22 protein-coding genes and 1 riboswitch are annotated in these 18089 nt (G+C 71.0%); of the genes, 9 read left to right on the top strand and 13 right to left on the bottom strand.

From position 1 onward, the window contains the following. Positions 1-2 precede the first annotated feature (2 nt). Positions 3-836 (bottom strand): ABC transporter ATP-binding protein, encoded by an 834-nt coding sequence (locus tag JIX55_RS09205; protein ID WP_257562813.1) that lies wholly within the window; start codon positions 834-836, stop codon positions 3-5. Positions 837-1054: 218 nt separating this feature from the next. Between JIX55_RS09205 and JIX55_RS09200 the strand changes: the two genes are divergently transcribed. Both JIX55_RS09200 and JIX55_RS09195 read left to right on the top strand, forming a co-directional pair. Beyond that, complete coding sequence (locus tag JIX55_RS09200; protein WP_257562812.1) at positions 1055-1294, top strand: toxin-antitoxin system HicB family antitoxin; 240 nt, start codon at positions 1055-1057, stop codon at positions 1292-1294. A gap of 4 nt (positions 1295-1298) precedes the next feature. Beyond that, entirely contained in the window at positions 1299-1673 is a 375-nt protein-coding gene (locus JIX55_RS09195) for a fic family toxin-antitoxin system, toxin component (RefSeq protein ID WP_257562811.1), read from the top strand. A gap of 1 nt (position 1674) precedes the next feature. On the opposite strand, the gene JIX55_RS09190 is transcribed toward JIX55_RS09195, so the two are convergent. Further along, on the bottom strand, positions 1675-2343 hold the full coding sequence (locus JIX55_RS09190; RefSeq protein WP_257562810.1) for a class I SAM-dependent methyltransferase: 669 nt from the start codon (positions 2341-2343) through the stop codon (positions 1675-1677). A 118-nt stretch (positions 2344-2461) separates the two neighbouring features. Beyond that, positions 2462-3148, bottom strand: coding sequence for an esterase/lipase family protein (locus tag JIX55_RS09185; protein ID WP_257562809.1), 687 nt, complete (start codon positions 3146-3148; stop codon positions 2462-2464). A 169-nt stretch (positions 3149-3317) separates the two neighbouring features. On the opposite strand from JIX55_RS09185, the gene JIX55_RS09180 reads away from it, so the two are divergent. Continuing rightward, positions 3318-5471: a helix-turn-helix transcriptional regulator gene (locus JIX55_RS09180; RefSeq protein WP_257562808.1), complete on the top strand. Its 2154-nt coding sequence runs from the start codon at positions 3318-3320 to the stop codon at positions 5469-5471. A gap of 82 nt (positions 5472-5553) precedes the next feature. Here the strand turns inward: JIX55_RS09180 and bioD are convergent, their stop codons facing one another. From bioD to bioB, 3 genes are read right to left on the bottom strand one after another with little or no spacing between them, the layout of a single operon-like run. Further along, complete coding sequence (bioD, locus tag JIX55_RS09175) at positions 5554-6273, bottom strand: dethiobiotin synthase (protein ID WP_257562807.1); 720 nt, start codon at positions 6271-6273, stop codon at positions 5554-5556. A gap of 14 nt (positions 6274-6287) precedes the next feature. Next, a complete protein-coding gene (locus tag JIX55_RS09170; protein WP_257562806.1) occupies positions 6288-7577 on the bottom strand; it encodes an adenosylmethionine--8-amino-7-oxononanoate transaminase in 1290 nt (429 codons plus the stop codon). Continuing rightward, positions 7570-8760 (bottom strand): biotin synthase BioB, encoded by a 1191-nt coding sequence (gene bioB / locus JIX55_RS09165; RefSeq protein ID WP_257562805.1) that lies wholly within the window; start codon positions 8758-8760, stop codon positions 7570-7572. Before bioB ends, JIX55_RS09170 begins: the two co-directional genes overlap by 8 nt. A gap of 198 nt (positions 8761-8958) precedes the next feature. Here bioB and JIX55_RS09160 point away from each other — a divergent pair, with 198 nt between their 5' ends. Beyond that, entirely contained in the window at positions 8959-10086 is a 1128-nt protein-coding gene (locus tag JIX55_RS09160; protein ID WP_257562804.1) for an 8-amino-7-oxononanoate synthase, read from the top strand. A gap of 57 nt (positions 10087-10143) precedes the next feature. On the opposite strand, the gene JIX55_RS09155 is transcribed toward JIX55_RS09160, so the two are convergent. Next, on the bottom strand, positions 10144-10368 hold the full coding sequence (locus JIX55_RS09155) for a DUF397 domain-containing protein (RefSeq protein ID WP_257548139.1): 225 nt from the start codon (positions 10366-10368) through the stop codon (positions 10144-10146). A gap of 9 nt (positions 10369-10377) precedes the next feature. Next, positions 10378-11238, bottom strand: a complete 861-nt coding sequence (locus JIX55_RS09150; RefSeq protein WP_257562803.1) for a helix-turn-helix domain-containing protein — start codon at positions 11236-11238, stop codon at positions 10378-10380. A gap of 247 nt (positions 11239-11485) precedes the next feature. Between JIX55_RS09150 and JIX55_RS09145 the strand changes: the two genes are divergently transcribed. Next, complete coding sequence (locus tag JIX55_RS09145; protein ID WP_257562802.1) at positions 11486-11944, top strand: ATP-binding protein; 459 nt, start codon at positions 11486-11488, stop codon at positions 11942-11944. Here the strand turns inward: JIX55_RS09145 and JIX55_RS09140 are convergent. The 5 genes from JIX55_RS09140 to JIX55_RS09120 all read right to left on the bottom strand — a co-directional run bounded on the left by JIX55_RS09140 (position 11916) and on the right by JIX55_RS09120 (position 15051). Next, on the bottom strand, positions 11916-12482 hold the full coding sequence (locus tag JIX55_RS09140) for a DUF6328 family protein (RefSeq protein WP_257562801.1): 567 nt from the start codon (positions 12480-12482) through the stop codon (positions 11916-11918). The genes JIX55_RS09145 and JIX55_RS09140 overlap by 29 nt on opposite strands. Before the next feature lie 79 nt (positions 12483-12561). Continuing rightward, positions 12562-13035 (bottom strand): C40 family peptidase, encoded by a 474-nt coding sequence (locus JIX55_RS09135; RefSeq protein ID WP_257562800.1) that lies wholly within the window; start codon positions 13033-13035, stop codon positions 12562-12564. Positions 13036-13038: 3 nt separating this feature from the next. Beyond that, positions 13039-13209, bottom strand: a riboswitch (cyclic di-AMP (ydaO/yuaA leader). A 371-nt stretch (positions 13210-13580) separates the two neighbouring features. Beyond that, positions 13581-13898 carry a hypothetical protein gene (locus JIX55_RS09130; RefSeq protein ID WP_257562799.1) on the bottom strand — a complete coding sequence of 106 codons (318 nt, stop codon included), beginning with the start codon at positions 13896-13898 and terminating at the stop codon, positions 13581-13583. A 7-nt stretch (positions 13899-13905) separates the two neighbouring features. Next, on the bottom strand, positions 13906-14547 hold the full coding sequence (locus JIX55_RS09125; RefSeq protein WP_257562798.1) for an ATP-dependent Clp protease proteolytic subunit: 642 nt from the start codon (positions 14545-14547) through the stop codon (positions 13906-13908). A 150-nt stretch (positions 14548-14697) separates the two neighbouring features. Next, positions 14698-15051: a hypothetical protein gene (locus tag JIX55_RS09120; RefSeq protein ID WP_257562797.1), complete on the bottom strand. Its 354-nt coding sequence runs from the start codon at positions 15049-15051 to the stop codon at positions 14698-14700. Between the two features lie 138 nt (positions 15052-15189). Between JIX55_RS09120 and JIX55_RS09115 the strand changes: the two genes are divergently transcribed. The 4 genes from JIX55_RS09115 (at position 15190) to JIX55_RS09100 (ending at position 18078) form a co-directional block, all read left to right on the top strand. After that, positions 15190-15468 carry a type II toxin-antitoxin system Phd/YefM family antitoxin gene (locus JIX55_RS09115; RefSeq protein WP_257562796.1) on the top strand — a complete coding sequence of 93 codons (279 nt, stop codon included), beginning with the start codon at positions 15190-15192 and terminating at the stop codon, positions 15466-15468. A 272-nt stretch (positions 15469-15740) separates the two neighbouring features. After that, positions 15741-16043 (top strand): urease subunit gamma, encoded by a 303-nt coding sequence (locus JIX55_RS09110; protein WP_048819736.1) that lies wholly within the window; start codon positions 15741-15743, stop codon positions 16041-16043. A gap of 9 nt (positions 16044-16052) precedes the next feature. After that, positions 16053-16364, top strand: a complete 312-nt coding sequence (locus JIX55_RS09105) for an urease subunit beta (protein WP_257562795.1) — start codon at positions 16053-16055, stop codon at positions 16362-16364. Continuing rightward, on the top strand, positions 16357-18078 hold the full coding sequence (locus JIX55_RS09100; protein WP_257562794.1) for an urease subunit alpha: 1722 nt from the start codon (positions 16357-16359) through the stop codon (positions 18076-18078). The genes JIX55_RS09105 and JIX55_RS09100 overlap by 8 nt, the downstream gene beginning before the upstream one ends. Positions 18079-18089 lie beyond the last annotated feature (11 nt).

The following is an 18089-nucleotide window of genomic DNA, read 5'->3' as shown; positions in this document are numbered from 1 at the left end:
TCTCAGTCCTTGTCGAGGTCGGTCGGGCCGGTCGTGGGGGCGCCCTCCGGGTCGAAGGTCGCCCGGATCGAGTCGAATCGCTTCATCCGTTCCAGGACGGCCTCGGCCGTCGGGCGCTCCATCCGGTCGACGATCCGCCCGTCGGCGAGGAAGAGCACCAGGTCGGAGTGGGCGGCGGCGCCCGGGTCGTGGGTGACCATGACGACGGTCTGGCCCAGCTGGTCGACCGCCTCGCGCAGGAAGCCCAGTACTTCGAGCCCGGCCCGGGAGTCGAGGTTGCCGGTCGGCTCGTCCGCGAAGATCAGCTCGGGCCGGGAGGCGAGCGCGCGGGCGCAGGCGACGCGCTGCTGCTGGCCGCCGGAGAGCTGCGAGGGCCGGTGCTTGAGGCGGTCGCGCAGCCCGAGGCTGTCGATGACCTGGTCCAGCCACTTCTCGTCGGGCTTCTTGCCCGCGATGTCCATGGGCAGGGTGATGTTCTCGGCCGCGTTCAGCGTGGGGATCAGGTTGAAGGACTGGAACATGAACCCGATCCGGTCCCGGCGCAGCCGCGTCAGGTCGCGCTCCCTGAGCCCGGTGATCTCGGTGTCCCCGAGCCACACCTGCCCGGCCGACACGGTGTCGAGCCCCGCCAGACAGTGCATCAACGTGGACTTTCCCGAGCCCGAGGGGCCCATCACGGCGGTGAAGCGGCCGCGCGCGATGTCCACGTCGACCGAGTCGAGGGCGAGCACCGTCGTCTCGCCCGAGCCGTACGCCTTCGTCAGGGCCCGGGCGCGGGCGGCGATGCCGTCGGCTTCCGCGCGGCCGAGGGCGTGCTCAGCGGCAACAGTGGACAAAACGGCCTCCAGGCTCGAACCAGTTCGAATTCCGGGCGTTCCCGGACGAGCCTAGTGTGATCCAGGGCACACGAGGAATCCCCCCGAAGTCCGAGGGCGTCTCCATCGCAGGTCGGGCTTCCGGTGTCGATGTAAGGGGCACTCATATTGCGCCCTCGAGGGTGGTACGGAGCGAAGGCGCCCTTGCCCCGCTAGCGCTCCGGCGCTAGCGTCGAGTCATGGCCAAGACCCAGCTGAACGTCCGGGTGGACGAGGACACGGCCCGCGCCGCCCGGGAGCGAGCTTTGGAGCGCGGGATGAGTGTGAACCGGTACATAGAAGAGTTGGTCAGGCAGGACGCCGGCGAAGCGGGCCACACCTTCGTCGAGTCCGCCGCCGACTTCATGAAGCAGTACGAGGCGGTCTTCGCCGAGGAGTTCGGCGCCGAGTTCGAAGGCCGGCGCGAGGGACGTCACTGATCCCTTGAGTCAGCTCAGAATCGACCTCGCCTGGCTCCTGATGGTCGCCGAACGGAAGACGCCCGGAGATCCCCAGGTCACCGACTGGGGCGCCCTCGTCGCGGCCGTCGCCCGGCACGAGGCCGAGATTTTCGACGTCCCCGTCTACGACACCCCGCACGCCCGGGCCGCCGCTCTCCTCCAACTCCTCATGCACGTCCCGGCCCTTGAGCGCTCCAACGCGCTGTTCGCCTCCGCGGTCGCCTACGGCTACCTCGTGGCCAGCGGCGTCAAGGTCGTCACCTCCGCCGAGCAGGTGCGCGAACTGGCCAGACTGGTCAAGAGCGGTGCGGCCACCGTGTACGACATCACGCAGGAACTGCGCAAGTGGAGCCTGTGAACTAGCCCTCCACGTCACCGAGTTCGGGCCGCCGGGCCCGGCCCACCACACAGTAGGAGGAGGGCACCCGCGGCCCCTTCTCGGGTACCACGATCTCCCGGACCGTCCCGACCTCGAACCCGGCGGCCCGGATCGCGCCGACCGGGTCGCGGCTCACATGGCAGCCGCCGAACAGCAGTGGCCACACCGTGTGGTCCAGCGCCCGCTGGGCCGTCCGCATCGCCCGTCCGCCGCCCCGGCCGTGCTCGAAGAACCGCAGCTCACCGCCGGGGCGCAGCACCCGCCGCACCTCGCTCAGCGAGCGCCGCACATCCCGCACACTGCACAGGACCAGCGAGAGGACGGCCGCGTCGAACGCCTCGCTCTTGACCGGCAGTGCCTCCGCCGCGCCCGGCACCACGTCCACGGGCACCTCGGCGCGCAGGGCGGACTCGAAGGCCAACTGCCGTAGGGAGCGTTCCGGTTCGATCGCCACCACCTCCGAGACCGTGCTCGGGAAGTGCGCGAAGTTCAAGCCGTTGCCGGCACCGATCTCGATCACCCGCCCCGAGAGCCCGGCGAGCAGCTCGTCACGGACGGGAGCCACCTTCGGCTCCGTCGACACGCTCAGTCTGGCGTAGAACCGGGCGAAGACGGGGTGGTGCACGGCGTCCTTGGTGGCACGGACCATGACGGACCTCCCGAGGAGGACGGCAGATACCGCGATTGTCCCCCGGGAAGCGACGGCTCACCCGTCGCACCGCCGAGGGGAACGGCTGTGCGACGGGTCCGTGCGGTGGCGGGTCGCGTCAGGCGATGAAGGCCCGGACCTGTTCGTATACGCCGTGGTCGTTGTTCATGTCGGTGTGCGAGACACAGCCGACCTCGACGTTCGTGGCGCCGCTGAGGATCGCGGTGGTGTCCGGGGTGAGCGCGTCGTCGCAGTTCGACCAGTAGCTGGCGTACGAGACGCTGCCCGGGGTCTCGTCCCCGGAGTTGAGCGAGGTCAGGAACGAGCTGCCGGTGTACATCTCCGAGCAGGACGTGTAGAGCCAGCGGCACCATCCGGCCACGGTCGTCCCGTGGTTGACGCCGGCCGTCGAGACGAAGTCGTCCACGTACGTCGTCCCGCCGAGGTTCTTGAGGTAGTAGCGGGAGTTGAGCGCGCCCATCGAGTGGACCACCAGGTCGACCTTGGAGGCGCCGGTCGCGGCGAGCACGCTCTGGATCTTGGTCTGGAGCTGCTGGGCCGTCGTCACGTTCGACTTGGCCCAGTCGTACGACCAGGCGTGCAGCTCGGAGGAGGAGTAGCCGTCCTCCTGGAAGTAGGAGACCCATTCGTCCCAGCTGCTGGACGAACTGCTCAGTCCGTGTACGAAGACGACCGGGTTGTGGGTCGCGGCCTGAGCGGGGGACGCGGAGAAGGAGAGCGACAGAAGGAGCGTCGTGGCCACGGTCGAGAGAGCCGTGGCGACACGGCGCATGCGGCGCTGCATGGTGCCTCCTGAAACGGGTGGGGTTCGTCTGGAGTGTCAGGGGGGTCTACGCGCGCCGCATCGGCGAAATCGCCGGTCTTTACTGGCCGGTTAACTCGCAAGTAACGTGATGAGTGTGGTGACTCCGGTGAACCCCCCACACCTTCCGCATCGCTCGCCACCGCCCCCCATGAACATGTGGTCGAGCCCGAGCACAGCGTCGGCAGCCGCGCCCACGCTGTCCGAAGGCGTGCGCGTACGCCTGCTGCACGCCGCCCACGGCGATCCGCGGGCCGCCGCGGTACTCGCCGCCGCCCTGACGGAACGCCAGGCCACGGGCCTGGACCCGCTTCCCGCCGAACCCCTGGCGCTGGCCCCCGCACTGCTGCGGGCCCACCGGCGGGACGTACGGGCCCTGCCCGACGACACCCGCTTCCTGCTGCTCCTCGCCGCCGCCGACCAGTACCCGGTCCCGACGCGCGCCTACGCGCGGGCCGTCACGGCGGCCCGGCTCGACACCCGTCCCCTCGACACGGCGGAGGCGGCGGGCCTCGCGCACGCCACGGCCCAGGGCATCGTCTTCCGGGACGCCTGGACCCGGATCGCCGTCTACGAGTCCGCGTCCACGGCCGACCGGCGCGAGGCCCACCGGCTCCTCGCCGGCGTCCTGAGCGGCGAGGGCGAGAGACCCGGCCGGTCCTGGCACCGGGCCGCCGCCGCCCTCGGCCCCAGCCGCCGCCTCGCCGCCGAACTCCGCTTGGCGGCACGGGTGGCACGTGCCATCGGCGACCCCGCCCTGGCCTCCGCCCTCGCCGAACGCGCCGCCACGCTCACCCCCGAACCGGCCGAACGCATGCCCCTGCTCGCCCACGCCGCCGCCGAGGCCTGGCAGTCGGGCGACGGCGACCGGGCCCGCCGCCTCGTCGCCGCCACCGACGACGACGCCCTCGGCGGACTCCTCGCACTCCGCGCCGGCAACGCCGGCGAGGCCTTCGACGCCCTGCTCACCGCCACGGTCCGGCACGTCGGCGACCAGAACCCGGACACCGCCGCCCATTTGCTGGCCCGAGCCACCGAGGCGGCCATCTACACCGGGGACCTGCGCCGCTGCCGGGAGGCCGCGGCCGTCGCCGACGCGCTGGGCATCCTGCCGCCGAGCACTCTCGGCGCACTGGTCGCCGCGTTCGAGGGACGGTACGACGACGCCCGCGACGTGCTCGAAGCCGCCGCCGGACGCTGCGGTCCCGGCGGCGACCCCACCCTGCTGATCCACTCCGGGATCGCCGCCCTGCTCCTCGGCGACCACACCCGCGCCTTCACCGCCACCTCCCGCGCGGCCGCCGCCGCCCGGGCCCGGGGCGAGACGGTGACCGTGCCGCAGGCCATGGAGTTCCGGGCGTACGCCGAGTTCTGGACCGGGCGCCCCAAAGCCGCCGAGGCCGCCGCCCTGGACGCCCTGCGCCAGGCGTACGCCACAGGGCAGGACAACGGGGCCTGCCATCTCCAGGCCGCCCTCGCGATGTTCGCGGCCGTCACCGGGGACGAGAAGGTCTGCCGGGAGCGCGCCGAGACCGCCCGCGTGTACGCCCTGGAGCGCGGCCTCGGACTGCCCGCCGCGCTCGCGATGTTCGCCCTCGCCTTCCTGGACCTGAGCACCGGCCGGTACGCCGCCTCGGCGGCCCGCCTCCGCGCCCTCGCCGGATTCGGCCCGGGGCACGGGCACCGGGCCATCCGGCACATCGCCACCCCGCACTACGTCGAGGCCGCCGTCCGCACCGGCGACACCCGCGTGGCCCGCGCCGCGCACGCCGACTACGACCGCTGGGCCCGTACCGTCCGCAGCGCCGACGACCTCGCCCTCAGCGCCCGCTGCCGTGCGCTGCTCGCGACCGGGGAGGAGGCCGTAGAGCACTACCGCACGGCCCTCGACCTGCACGCGTCCGGCACCCGCGACTTCGAACGCGCCCGTACGGAACTGTTGTTCGGGAGTGCGTTGCGGCGGCTCCGCAACCGCACCGAGGCCCGTGACCGCCTCCACAGCGCTCTGGAGGCCTTCGACCACTTCGGCTCCCCGCACTGCGCGGCCCAGACCCGTGCCGAACTCCGGGCCCTGGGCGAGCGCGCCTCCGCCGCACCCGCCGCCGAGGACATCGCCACCCGCCTCACCGCCCAGCAACTGATGATCGCCCGCATGGCCGCGGACGGCGCCACGAACCGGGAGATCGCCGCGCGGCTGCTGCTCAGTCCCCGCACCATCGACCACCATCTGCGGGGGGTGTTCTCGCGGTTGGGGATCAGGTCGAGGATCGAGTTGGTGCGGTTGCTGGGGGAGAGCGAAACATGAGGCCGGGTGCGCGCCCCTTCAGGGGCGCGGGGAACTGCGCGATCAGCCACAACGAACCCGCGGTCGGCCAATAGCAGGACCCCTACGGCGCGTCTTCCGCCATGCCGAAGGAAACGGCGTCCCACACCCCACCCAGCCCCGGCGCCAGCCAACCAGAGGCCTTCGCACGGAAGTCGGCCGGCTCCAACGCCCCCGCCCCCGCAGGCACCGCCCCCAGCAGTGGCGCGTCGGCCACCACCGGCAGGTCCGCCAGGTTGCAGCGGGAAGCCAGATCCGGGACCCCGGGCCAGCTGCCGATCACGACACCCGCCAACTCCACCTCCCGCACGGCGAGTTCACGGGACGTCAGTTCGGTTGTGTTGAGGGTGCCGAGGCCGGCCGAGGCGACCAGCAGCACCGGCGCGCCGAGCAACCGTGCCGTGTCCGCCAGGGTGCCGCCCGCCTCGTCGAACCGTACGAGGAGGCCACCCGCGCCCTCGACCAGCACCAGGTCGTGTTCGACGTCGAGCTTGGCCGCCGCCTCGGCCACGTCCTCGGGGTGCACGGCAGGCAGGCCGGAGCGGCGGGCGGCGGTCGCGGGAGCCAACGGCTCGGGGTAGCGGGCGAGTTCGCGGGCCGTGACCGCGCCCGCGAGCCGGACCACCTCGTCCGCGTCGCCGCGCTCGTCCGGCCGTACCCCGGTCTGCGCGGGCTTGAGGACGGCCACGGACCGGCCGGACGCCACGGCCACCGCGGCGACGGCCGCCGTGGTGACCGTCTTGCCGACCTCCGTGCCCGTCCCCGTGATCACCAGAACCGTCATGTCATCCTCTTCCGTCATCCCGCCATCGCCGCCGCGCACACCGCGCGCGCGATCCGTGCCACGTCCTCGTCGCCCGTGACGTACGGCGGCATCGTGTAGACGAGATCGCGGAACGGCCGCAGCCACACGCCCTCGCGCACCGCGGCCGCGGTGGCCGCCCTCATGTCCACCGCGTGGTCGAGCTGTACGACCCCGATCGCGCCGAGGACGCGCACGTCCTTCACCCCCGGCACCTCCCGAGCCGGAGCCAGCCCCTCCCGCAGCCCCGTCTCGATCCGCTTGACCTCCGACAGCCAGTCCTGGCCGAGCAGCAGTTCGATCGAGGCGCAGGCGACGGCCGCCGCCAGCGGGTTGCCCATGAACGTGGGCCCGTGGGCCAGCACCGGCACCTCGCCCCGCGAGATCCCGTCGGCCACCCGGGCCGTGCACAGGGCCGCCGCCAAAGTCAGGTAACCGCCCGTCAGCGCCTTGCCCACGCACATCACGTCCGGGGTCACCGCCGCGTGGTCCGCGGCGAACAGCGCGCCCGTGCGTCCGAAACCGGTCGCGATCTCGTCGAACACCAGGAGCACGTCATGCGCGTCGCACACCTCGCGCAGCACCCGCAGATACGCGGGGGAGTGGAACCGCATCCCGCCCGCGCCCTGCACCACGGGCTCCACGATCACGGCGGCCAGTTCCTCGGCGTGCCGCTCGATCGCCGAACGCAACTCCTCCGCGTACGACTCGTCGTACTCCGTCGGCGGCGCGTCCACGAACACCTGCCGGGGCAGGACGCCCTGCCACAGCTCGTGCATCCCGCCCTCCGGGTCGCACACCGACATCGGCTGCCAGGTGTCGCCGTGGTAGCCGCCGCGCCAGGTCAGCAGACGCCGCTTGCCGGGCCGGCCGAGCGAGCGCCAGTACTGCAGGCACATCTTGACCGCGACCTCGACGGAGACCGAGCCGGAGTCGGCGAGGAAGACATGCTCCAGACCCTCGGGCGACATGTCGACAAGATGCTTCGCCAGCCGTACGGCGGGCTCGTGCGTGAGCCCGCCGAACATGACATGGCTCATCCGCCCCAGCTGCTCGCGCGCGGCCTCGTTGAGCACCGGGTGGTTGTAGCCGTGGATGGCCGACCACCAGGACGACATGCCGTCGACCAGCTCGCCCGAGCCGTCGGCGAGCCTCAGCCGCACGCCGCTCGCCGACTCCACGACGAGCGGTTCCTGCCGGCCCGGCATGGGCCCGTACGGATGCCACACGTGCCGCCGGTCGAGCTCCAGCAGCTCGGGCACGGTCGGGTGGGGCAGGTCAGGCATTGGGGGCGAGGTCCGTTCCGACGCCCCGGCGGCGTACGGCCACGAGATCGGTACGGGCCTCGCCGACCGGCGCCTCGGCGGCCGAACCGCAGACACCGCCACCCGCGTGCGACCCGCAGCCCGCGCCCGCGGTCTCGTGCGATCCGCACCCGGCACTCTCCTGAGCCCCGCAGCCGCCGCCCCGGTGCTCCGGCAGCGTCACCTGACCGGTGCCCTCGACCTCGAACCCGGCGTCCGCGATCATCTCCAGGTCGGCCTTGCCGCCCTGGCCCTCGGTGGTCAGATAGTCGCCGAGGAAGATCGAGTTGGCCAGGTGCAGAGCCAGCGGCTGCATCGTGCGGAGGTGGACCTCGCGGCCGCCCGCGATCCGGACCTCCACGTCAGGGCAGACGAAGCGGACCATCGCCAGGATCCGCAGACACCGCTGGGGAGTGAGGTTCCACTCCTTGCCCAGCGGGGTGCCCTCGATGGGAATCAGGAAGTTCACCGGCACCGAGTCCGGATCCAGTTCGCGCAGGGAGAAGACCACGTCCACGAGGTCTTCGTCCGTCTCGCCCATGCCCGCGATCAGGCCCGAGCAGGCCGACAGACCCGCCGCGTGCGCCTTCTGGACCGTGTCGACGCGGTCGGCGTACGTGTGCGTCGTCGTGATCTCGCCGTACGTCGCCTCGGACGTGTTGAGGTTGTGGTTGTACGCGTCCGCGCCCGCCTCGCGCAGGCGTTCGGCCTGGCCGTCGGAGAGCAGACCGAGGCAGGCGCACACCTCCACGTCCTCGTTCTGATTCTTGATCGCCTTGATGGTGTCCGAGACCCGGTCCACGTCCCGGTCGGTCGGACCGCGCCCGGAGGCCACCAGACAGACCCGCTTGGCTCCCCCGGCGAGCCCGGCCGCAGCGGCCTTGGAGGCCTCGTCGGGCTTCAGCCAGGTGTACTTGAGGATGCCGGCGGTGGAGCCGAGCCGCTGGGAACAGTAGGAACAGTCCTCCGGGCACAGTCCGGACTTGAGGTTGACCAGATAGTTCAGTTTCACCCGGCGCCCGAACCAGTGCCGACGCACCTTTCCGGCCGCGGCCACCACGTCCAACAGCTCGTCGTCGGAGGTGCCGAGGACGGCGAGCGCCTCGGCACGGCTCAGCGGCTCGCGCCGGAGCCCCTTGTCCACCAGCGTGTTCAGCAGGTCCATGAGAGCCGATCCTGTCCTACGGGACCGCTCCCGGCCAAGGAGAGTTCGGACAACAGAGTGGGATCGACGTGTGGGTATCGCCACATCGTGGGCGGCCGGTCGTGCCACTAGTGTCTGTGCACTGCCTACAAAAGCCCCCGCCGCGCTGTCCACCACAGCCCCGGCGCCCAGGGCTGCCCACATCACCCCGGAGGACCCATGGCGTTCGGCTGGATCGACGAGCAGGCGTCGGCGCGCCGCCGGGCCGGGCTCGTACGGACGCTGCGCCCCCGTCCCGCCGACTCGCCGCTCCTCGACCTCGCGAGCAACGACTACCTCGGTCTGGCCCGGCACCCCGAGATCACCGAGGGGGCCGCCGAGGCCGCGCGCCGGTGGGGCGGCGGCGCCACCGGCTCCCGGCTCGTCACGGGCACCACCGAACTCCACGGCGAGTTGGAGCGGGAGCTGGCCGCCTTCTGCGGCTTCGAGGCCGCCCTCGTCTTCTCCTCCGGCTACGCCGCCAACCTCGCCGCCGTCACCGCGCTCGCGCCGCACGGCTCCCTGGTCGTCTCCGACGCGGGCAACCACGCCTCCCTCATCGACGGCTGCCGGCTGGCCCGCGGCACCACCCAGGTCGTGGCCCACGCCGCCCCCGACGCCGTCCGCAAGGCGCTGAGCACGGGCCAGGGGCCCGCCATCGCCGTCTCCGACACGGTCTTCTCCGTGGACGGCGACGCCGCCCCGCTGGCCGGACTGGCCGCCGCCTGCCGTGAGTACGGCGCCGGGCTCGTCGTCGACGACGCCCACGGACTCGGTGTCCTGGGCGACGGCGGCCGGGGCGCGCCGCACGCGGCGGGGCTCGCGGGCGACCCCGACGTCGTCGTGACGGTCACGCTGTCGAAGTCGCTGGGCAGCCAGGGCGGTGCCGTCCTCGGCCCGGCGCATGTCATCGACCACCTGGTCAACGCGGCCCGTACGTTCATCTTCGACACGGGCCTCGCCCCGGCCGCCACCGGGGCGGCGCTCGCCGCGCTCCGGCTGCTGCGCCGTGAGCCGGAGCGTGCCGCACGGGCCCGCGAGGTGGCGCGGGAGCTGCACACACGGCTGACGGCGTCGGGCCATGAAGCGGTGCGGCCCGACGCCGCCGTGGTGTCCGTGCGCGCGCCGTCCCCGGATCAGGCGGTGCGGTGGGCGGCGGACTGCCGGGCGGCGGGTCTCGCCGTCGGCTGTTTCCGCCCACCGTCCGTGCCGGACGGCGTTTCGAGGCTGCGGCTGACCGCCCGCGCGGATCTCACGGAGGCGCAGATCGACCGAGCCGTGGGGATCATCGGCAATACGCGACCGTGAGTCGGCGTCCCGGCCGAGCGTCGCCGTAAGCGGAAGTACGCGTGCTGCCGGTGGTGGTCACCGAAGCGTGGTGATGAATCCCTCCCAGGCCTCGGGGTCGAACAACAGGGCGGGCCCCGCCGTGTTCTTCGAGTCGCGGACGGCCACAAGTCCGGCCCAGCGGCCGGACCCGGGACGGGCCGTTTCCACGCAGTTGTTCATTCCGGTACTGCGGCTGCTGCGCAGCCATCGCACCCCGTGCAGTTCGGTACTGGTGGGTACGTTCCGAGGCAGTGCGGACATGGTGCCTCCTTACGCGCCGGCGGCGAGCCCGGCGATGTAATCCAACGAGTCCTCGGGCGAAAGGGCGTGGATCTGAAGGGCTTTGAAGGCCTCGACATACGCCTTGAGGTCTTCTTTCCGCTCGAGGTAGAGGCTACTCGTCAAGTGGTCGAGAACAACCACATCCAGATCCGAGGTGCTCCGAAATGAGAAAATTACGAAAGGCCCGGTGATGCCGATATGCGCCCCGGCAGTGAACGGCAGCACCTGCAGTCGCACTTGAGGAAGGCCCGCCGCCTCGACCAGACGGCCCAGCTGCCGGGTCATGATCTCGGGGTTGCCCACCTCCCGCCGCAAAACGCCCTCGTCGAGCACGGCGCTCAGCTTCATCGGCGGATTCCCGCGCAGAACTTCCTGCCGCGCGAGCCGCACTTCCACGAGCGCGTCGAGTTTGTCGTCTTCCAGCCCCTCCACCGCGGCCAGGGTCACCGCCCGGGCGTACTCGGGGATCTGCAACAGCCCAGGCACCACCGAGGTCTCCAGCGTCCGCATCCCGCTGGCCTGCGACTCCAGGCTGATGAAGTCCCGGTACGTCGGAGGCAGTACACCCCGGTACGCGTGCCACCAGTTGTGCCGCCCGCCGCCGTCCTCGGAGCCCGCCAGCGCCATGAGCAGTTCCCGTAATTCGGTGTCGTCGACCCCGTACGCGTCCAGCAGCTTGCGTACGTCCGTGGGCTTCACCCCGCTGGCACCCGTCTCGATCCGGCTCACCTTGGACTGGTGCCAGCCCACGAGATGGGCCGCCTCGATACTCGTGAGACCGGAACGGGTGCGCAGGACGCGCAACTCGGCACCGAGCTTGCGGCGGCGCACCGCCGGACCGTATTGCATGGGTTTCTCCTTCCGCCCGGCGCGCGAAGTCGGGGTGACGACAGAGGATGGACCCGGACGCCCCGCAAATACGGTCGGCCGTCGGAGAGTTCACCGCTTCGAGCGACAGATATATGCACATCTTGGTGGATCGCCACCCGTGACGGCCCAGGTAGTGGCAGTCTGGCGCGAAGCACCAGTCCGGGACCGTAGTCGAACCATCCGCTCCCTGTCGGACACCGGTCCCGTGGGAAAGGGACGCCTCGCCATGGCAGATCACCAGGAAGCATCCGTCACTCTGCCGAGCGATCCAGCCTCGGTGTCCGCGGCCCGAAAATACGTCGCCACCGTGCTGGCCGAATGGGGCCTGCCGAGCGACACGGACATCGCGGACACCGTGCGCCTGATCGTGTCCGAACTCGCCACCAACGCCGTCCAGCACACGCGGGGTCAGTCACCCACGTTCACCGTGGACATCGCCCTCGACCGGGACGAGCAGCTGCGCATCGGCGTCACCGACAGCCATCCCCGCTTTCCGAAACGCCTGCCCGCCGCCGTCCAGCAGGACAACGGCCGGGGCATGGTCATCATCCGCTGGCTGACCGCCGAGTGCGGCGGCAGGCTGAGCGTCAGACCCACACGGGAGGGCGGCAAGACGGTGGCGATCGAACTGCCGTGGACGGTCCCCGTGCAGCCGGTCAGGGCAGCCGGTCAGCAGGAGCCCTGACGGAGTCCTCGCCCTGCCGTACGGGGGTCGTCTCCTCCTGACGCGGCGTCGGCGCCGTCGTGCCGCCGGAGCGTCCCACCAGCTTCGGGAGCACGTGCCACAGGAGCAGACATCCGAGGAGCGTGCCGGCTCCGGCGATGATCCCGGCCGTCCGGCCGAGCGTCACGTCCACGACGAGCAGTACGGATCCGGTGAAGGCCGGCATCAGCACGATCAGGCCCGCGGTGGCCAGCCGGGACGAGACCTGGACGATGGTGGGCTTGGCGTTCTGCTGGAAGAGCGAGCGGTGCAGTGCGGCCGGGGCGGTGAAGAGCGCCGCCGCGAGGACCGCGAGGAGCAGCGTGGTGACGTAGGTGGCGCGCTGTACGGAGTCCAGGTCCGGGAAGCGCGGTGTGAAGGCCAGCGTCAACAGGAACGCGAACAGGATCTGCACCCCGGTCTGGGTGACCCGCAATTCCTGCAGCAGCTCGGCGAAGTTGCGATCGGCGCGTTCCTGAGGCGTCTCGTCGCGTGCGGGGCGGGTGCGTTCGTCGGCCATGGACGAACGGGTAACCAGTTCTGCCCGGGGCACGCCCGTCGGGGGGCGGCGGAGTCCTCCGCCGCCCCCCGACGGTGGGTCAGCGGACCCGGCCGTACCAGACGCTCTTCGTCCAGATCTTCTGCAGCCGGACGACGTCACCCGTCTTCGGCGAGTGCCAGATCTTTCCCTTCCCCGCGTAGATACCGACGTGGTAGACGTTCGACCCCGAGTGGAAGAAGACGAGGTCTCCGAGCGTGCGGCTGCTCGCGGAGATGTGCTTCGTCTTGTTGTACTGCTGCTGAGCAGTACGGGGCAGCTTCTTGCCCGCCTTCTTGAACGAGTAGAGCGTCAGGCCTGAGCAGTCGAACCTGCTGGGGCCCGTGGCGCCGTACTTGTAAGGGGAGCCCTTCTTGGAAGCCGCGACCTTGAGTGCCTTCGACGCCACTGTGACGGCCTCGGCGTCGGAGGCGACGCCCGGGACCACGATGCTGCCGCCGACGGCGGCGATGGTCAGAGCCGAGGCCGTGCCGGCCCGGGTCAACAGCGACGGGACACGATTCAGCGCAGTCATGCGCAACCCTTCGTCAGCCGCCTGTGAAGGATGACCTGTCGGATTCGGGCTGGCGAAGTTGCCCGGCCGCGTCTGCGGCTTCACCCCAAGGGCTGCTCGGCGCGGTCATGGCTTGACCGTTCCGGCGACCCGTCGTGCCTGGGTCCTCCACTCCTGCCGATGCACTTCTGTCGACCGGTCATCCGGGCGGCGGCAGGACTCGGCGTCCACCCGGATCGCCCCGCCGCTGCGGCGGGGGCTTGTCGTCAGGAAGGGATCTTGACGCACGGACGTCCGAAAATCCCAACGGAACCGTGGATTTGTGGTCTTACTCACCACTCGCCCGTTCGGGTGGACAGGCCGATTTCGGCCGCGATGTCCATGTGGTCGAGGAGGCCCGCACCAGCACCGGAACAGCACATTCCGGCAATGTGGTAGTCATGTTGCGCAACTTCACAGGTCCTTTGGACGGATGGGCCGATGGGTCGATCGCGGTAGGCCGTCCGGAGGGTGCGAGCCCGGGCCGGACGCCCCGTCAGTAGTACGGGGAGCGGCCCGGGATCGGTTCAGGCCGGCGAGTCCTCCGGCTCCGGCGGCAGCGTGACCCGGGCCGCCCGCCGCTCGCCGTCGAGAACCCGCAGGGCGCGTGCGAGCGTCGGGGCGTGCACCTCGTTCTCGCCGCGCCTGTGCATCAGTTCGAGCGCGTCGCGCAGGGCGGTCGCCTTGGCGACGAGCGCCTGCGCCGCCCGCAACCCGCGGTATGTGTCGCCCGGACGGGCGGGATTGATCCGGCCGAGCAGGTCGACCACGTCCAGATAACGGTCGATCAGCTCCGCCTCGGCGCGGGTGAGCGCGGGCAGCGGCGGCAGTTCGGGCGGGAGCATCGACGGCTCACCCCGCGCCGGGCAGCGTGCGCGAGGTCTTGCGGCTCGGGACGACCCGGTCGGCCAGTCCGTATGCCACCGCCGCCTCGGCGTCGAGGAACTTGTCCCGCTCGATGTCGGCGCCGATCCGCTCCGGGCTCTGCCCCGTGTGCCGTACGAGCAGCTCCTCCAGCTTGCGGCGGTTGCGCGTCAACTCCTCGGCCTGGATGGCCAGATCGCTCGCCTGCCCCTGGATCCGGTCCGCCAGCGCCGGCTGGTGGATCAGCACCCGCGCGCCCGGCAGTACGGACCGCTTGCCCGGTGTGCCCGCCGCCAGCAGCACCGCGGCGGACGACCCCGCCTGCCCCAGGCAGACGGTCTCCACATCGCAGGTGACGAACCGGATCGTGTCGTAGATCGCCGTCATCGCGCTGAACGAGCCGCCGGGTGAGTTGATGTACAGCGAGATGTCCCGGTCCGGCGACTGGTACTCGAGGTGCATGAACTGCGCCATCACGTCGTTCGCCGACGTGTCGTCGATCTGCGTCCCGAGGAACACGATCCGCTCTTCCAGCAACTTCGAGTAGGGATCCATCGTTCGGGTGCCCGAACTGGTGCGCTCGGTGAACTCGGGCAGCACGTAGCGGCTTGACGGTCGGTTCGCGGGCATGAGGCACGCCTCCTCTGATCGACATCTGTAAAAAATGTACAGGACGTACGAAGTCTGAAGGAGGGGGATCGGCTGACAGCGAAAATCCCCGCGGAGCAAGGCGGCTCAACGGGGATCTGTGTCGGGTCGGTCGGTCGGCTGATCAGGTGATCAGTTGAGCGGTGCGGGGGCGGGCGTCCCGTAGAAGGTGATCGGCGGCCAGCCGCGGGTGGCAGCGAGTTCGTTCAGGGCGTTCGCGACCTCGAGCGCGGTGATCCGCTGGGCCGCCGGGGCTTCCGCGGCGCTGACGGTGAAGCTGAACGTGAGTTCCGTCGACTCGGTGTCCGGCATACGGACCATTCCGCTGAACTCGGTGCCCCCCGGGAAGTCGACCGCCGCCGCCTCGCTCTCGGCGCTCGCGCCCACCGTCGTGGCCGCCTGCGCCGTCCCGCCCGACGCGAGGACCGCTCCCGCCGCGGCCGATCCCGAGTACCCGAGCAGTGAACGCCTGGAAAAGTGGGACATGCCTCCCCCTCTGTTCGGTTGTCATGGACGCCTCCCGCGCGGGAGGCGAGTCGATCGTATGAACGAATTGATCGCCATGGGGCAGAATGGGATCTTCCGCTCAGGGCGGTGTGCGGCGCCCGGTCTAAGCTGGACTCCATGGCCTACGAGATTCCGGTGACGCAAGCCAGGGCTGAGCTCGCCGAACTGATCAACCGCGTGGTCTACGGCGGCGAGCGCGTCGTCGTGACGCGGCACGGAAAGCCCCTCGTCGCCCTGGTCTCCGCCGCCGACCTGGAGCAGCTCGAAGCGCTCCAGGAACCCGCCGAGGAGCCGGTGATCAGCGCGGTCTCCCGGGTCCGCGAGGCGGCGTCGGCACCGCGGGAGCAACAGCGGTTCGGCATCGCTGCGGAGCATCGGGGGCCGGGGGCTTCGTAAGGGAGTGGCGCCCTCGTCCGCTGCGGCGGGGCGCACGGCCGGTCCGGGTGGTCGAACCCTGTGTGAAGGCGCTCATGGGCATGGAGGACCCGGACGCCCGGAAGCGGGCGGGCGAGCCGGGCGGACGGGGGCGACACGCGTCCGATCACGGTCCGGTTAACGTCGCTGAAACGCCACCCAATTAGCCTGCGCCCACGCCACCAGCGATTTTGCCGGGTGGCTGCGGCAACCGGACCCCGCACGGTCCGGAGCGAGGATGTGAGGTGGACGCCGTGCAACTGACCCCGCACGAGCAGGAGAGGCTGCTGATCCACGTGGCGGCCGACGTGGCGGAGAAGCGCCGGGCCCGCGGGCTGAAGCTGAACCACCCGGAGGCCGTCGCGCTGATCACCGCGCACATCCTCGAAGGCGCGCGGGACGGCCGTACGGTGGCCGAACTCATGGCGTCCGGGCGGAAGCTGCTCACCAGGGACGACGTCATGGAGGGCATCCCCGAGATGATCCACGACGTCCAGGTCGAGGCGACCTTCCCGGACGGCACCAAGCTCGTCACCGTCCACGACCCGATCGTCTGAGGGGCCCCGATGATTCCCGGAGAGATCCTCTTCGCCGAGGGCTCGATCGTGTACAACCAGGGCCGTGAGATCACCCGGCTCACCGTCCTCAACGCCGCCGACCGGCCGGTCCAGGTCGGCTCCCACTACCACTTCGCCGAGGTCAACCCCGGCCTGGAGTTCGACCGCGCCGCAGCGCGCGGCAAGCGGCTGAACGTCGCCGCCGGCACCGCCGTGCGTTTCGAGCCCGGGATCCCCGTCGACGTAGAACTCGTTCCGCTCACCGGCGCCCGTGTCGTGCCCGGACTGCGCGGGGAGACCGGAGGTGCCCTCGATGCCTGAGATCTCGCGTGCCGCGTACGCCGACCTGTTCGGCCCCACCACCGGTGACCGCATCCGGCTCGCCGACACCGACCTGCTCGTCGAGATCGAGGAGGACCGTTCCGGCGGACCCGGGCTCGCCGGTGACGAGGCCGTGTTCGGCGGTGGCAAGGTCATCCGCGAATCCATGGGCCAGGCGCGCGCTACGCGCGCAGAAGGCACCCCCGACACGGTGATCACCGGCGCGGTGATCATCGACCACTGGGGCATCGTCAAGGCCGACATCGGCATCCGCGACGGCCGGATCACCGGGATCGGCAAGGCCGGCAACCCCGACACCATGGACGGGATCCACCCCGATCTGGTCATCGGCCCCGAAACGGAGATCATCGCGGGCAACGGGCGGATCGTCACGGCCGGCGCCGTCGACGCCCACGTCCACTTCATCTGCCCGCAGATCGCCGACGAGGCGCTGTCGTCCGGAGTGACGACGCTGGTCGGCGGCGGTACGGGCCCGGCCGAGGGCTCGAAGGCCACGACGGTGACGCCCGGCCCGTGGCACCTCGCCCGGATGCTGGAGGCGATGGAGCAGTACCCGCTCAACATCGGCTTCCTCGGCAAGGGCAACACCGTCTCCCACGAGGCGATGCTGTCCCAGATCCGCGGCGGAGCACTCGGTCTGAAGCTCCACGAGGACTGGGGTTCGACCCCGGCCGTCATCGACGCGTCACTGACCGTCGCCGACCGCACCGGCATCCAGGTCGCCATCCACACGGACACGCTGAACGAGGCCGGGTTCGTCGGTGACACCCTCGCCGCGATCGCCGGACGCGGCATCCACGCGTACCACACCGAGGGTGCGGGCGGCGGGCACGCGCCCGACATCATGACCGTGGTCTCCGAGCCCCACGTACTGCCCAGCTCCACCAACCCGACCAGGCCCTACACCGTCAACACCGCCGAGGAACACCTCGACATGCTGATGGTCTGCCACCACCTGAACGCGGCGGTGCCGGAGGACCTGGCGTTCGCCGAGTCGCGCATCCGGCCGTCGACCATCGGGGCCGAGGACATCCTGCACGACCTGGGTGCGATCTCGATCATCTCCTCCGACGCACAGGCCATGGGCCGGGTCGGCGAGGTCATCCTGCGGACCTGGCAGACCGCGCACGTGATGAAGCGGCGACGGGGCGCGCTGCCGGGTGACGGCCGTGCGGACAACCACCGTGTACGTCGATATGTCGCCAAGTACACGATCAATCCCGCCCTCGCGCAGGGGCTCGCCCGCGAGATCGGGTCCGTCGAGACGGGCAAGCTCGCCGACCTCGTGCTGTGGGAACCCGCGTTCTTCGGGGTCAAGCCGCATCTCGTGGTCAAGGGCGGGCAGATCGCGTACGCGCAGATGGGCGACGCGAACGCCTCCATCCCCACCCCGCAGCCCATCCTCCCGCGCCCCATGTACGGGGCCATCGGGCGGGCGCCCGCCTCGAACTCGTTCAACTTCGTGGCGCCCCTCGCCATCGAGGACGGGCTGCCGGAGCGGCTCTCGCTGGGGAAGCGGTTCGTCGCGATCGAGTCGACGCGTGGGGTCACCAAGGCCGACATGCGGGAGAACGACGCGCGGCCCGAGGTGCGCGTCGACCCCGACAGCTTCGCCGTGCACATCGACGGGGAGCTGGTGGAGGCCACGCCGGCCGCCGAACTGCCCATGGCCCAGCGCTACTTCCTCTTCTGATGTCCGTGCCG

The sequence above is a fragment of the Streptomyces sp. DSM 40750 genome (assembly GCF_024612035.1).
GTDB lineage: Bacteria > Actinomycetota > Actinomycetes > Streptomycetales > Streptomycetaceae > Streptomyces.
Note: the sequence above shows the minus strand (reverse complement) of the source record. Positions and strands in the feature narration are given on the sequence as shown.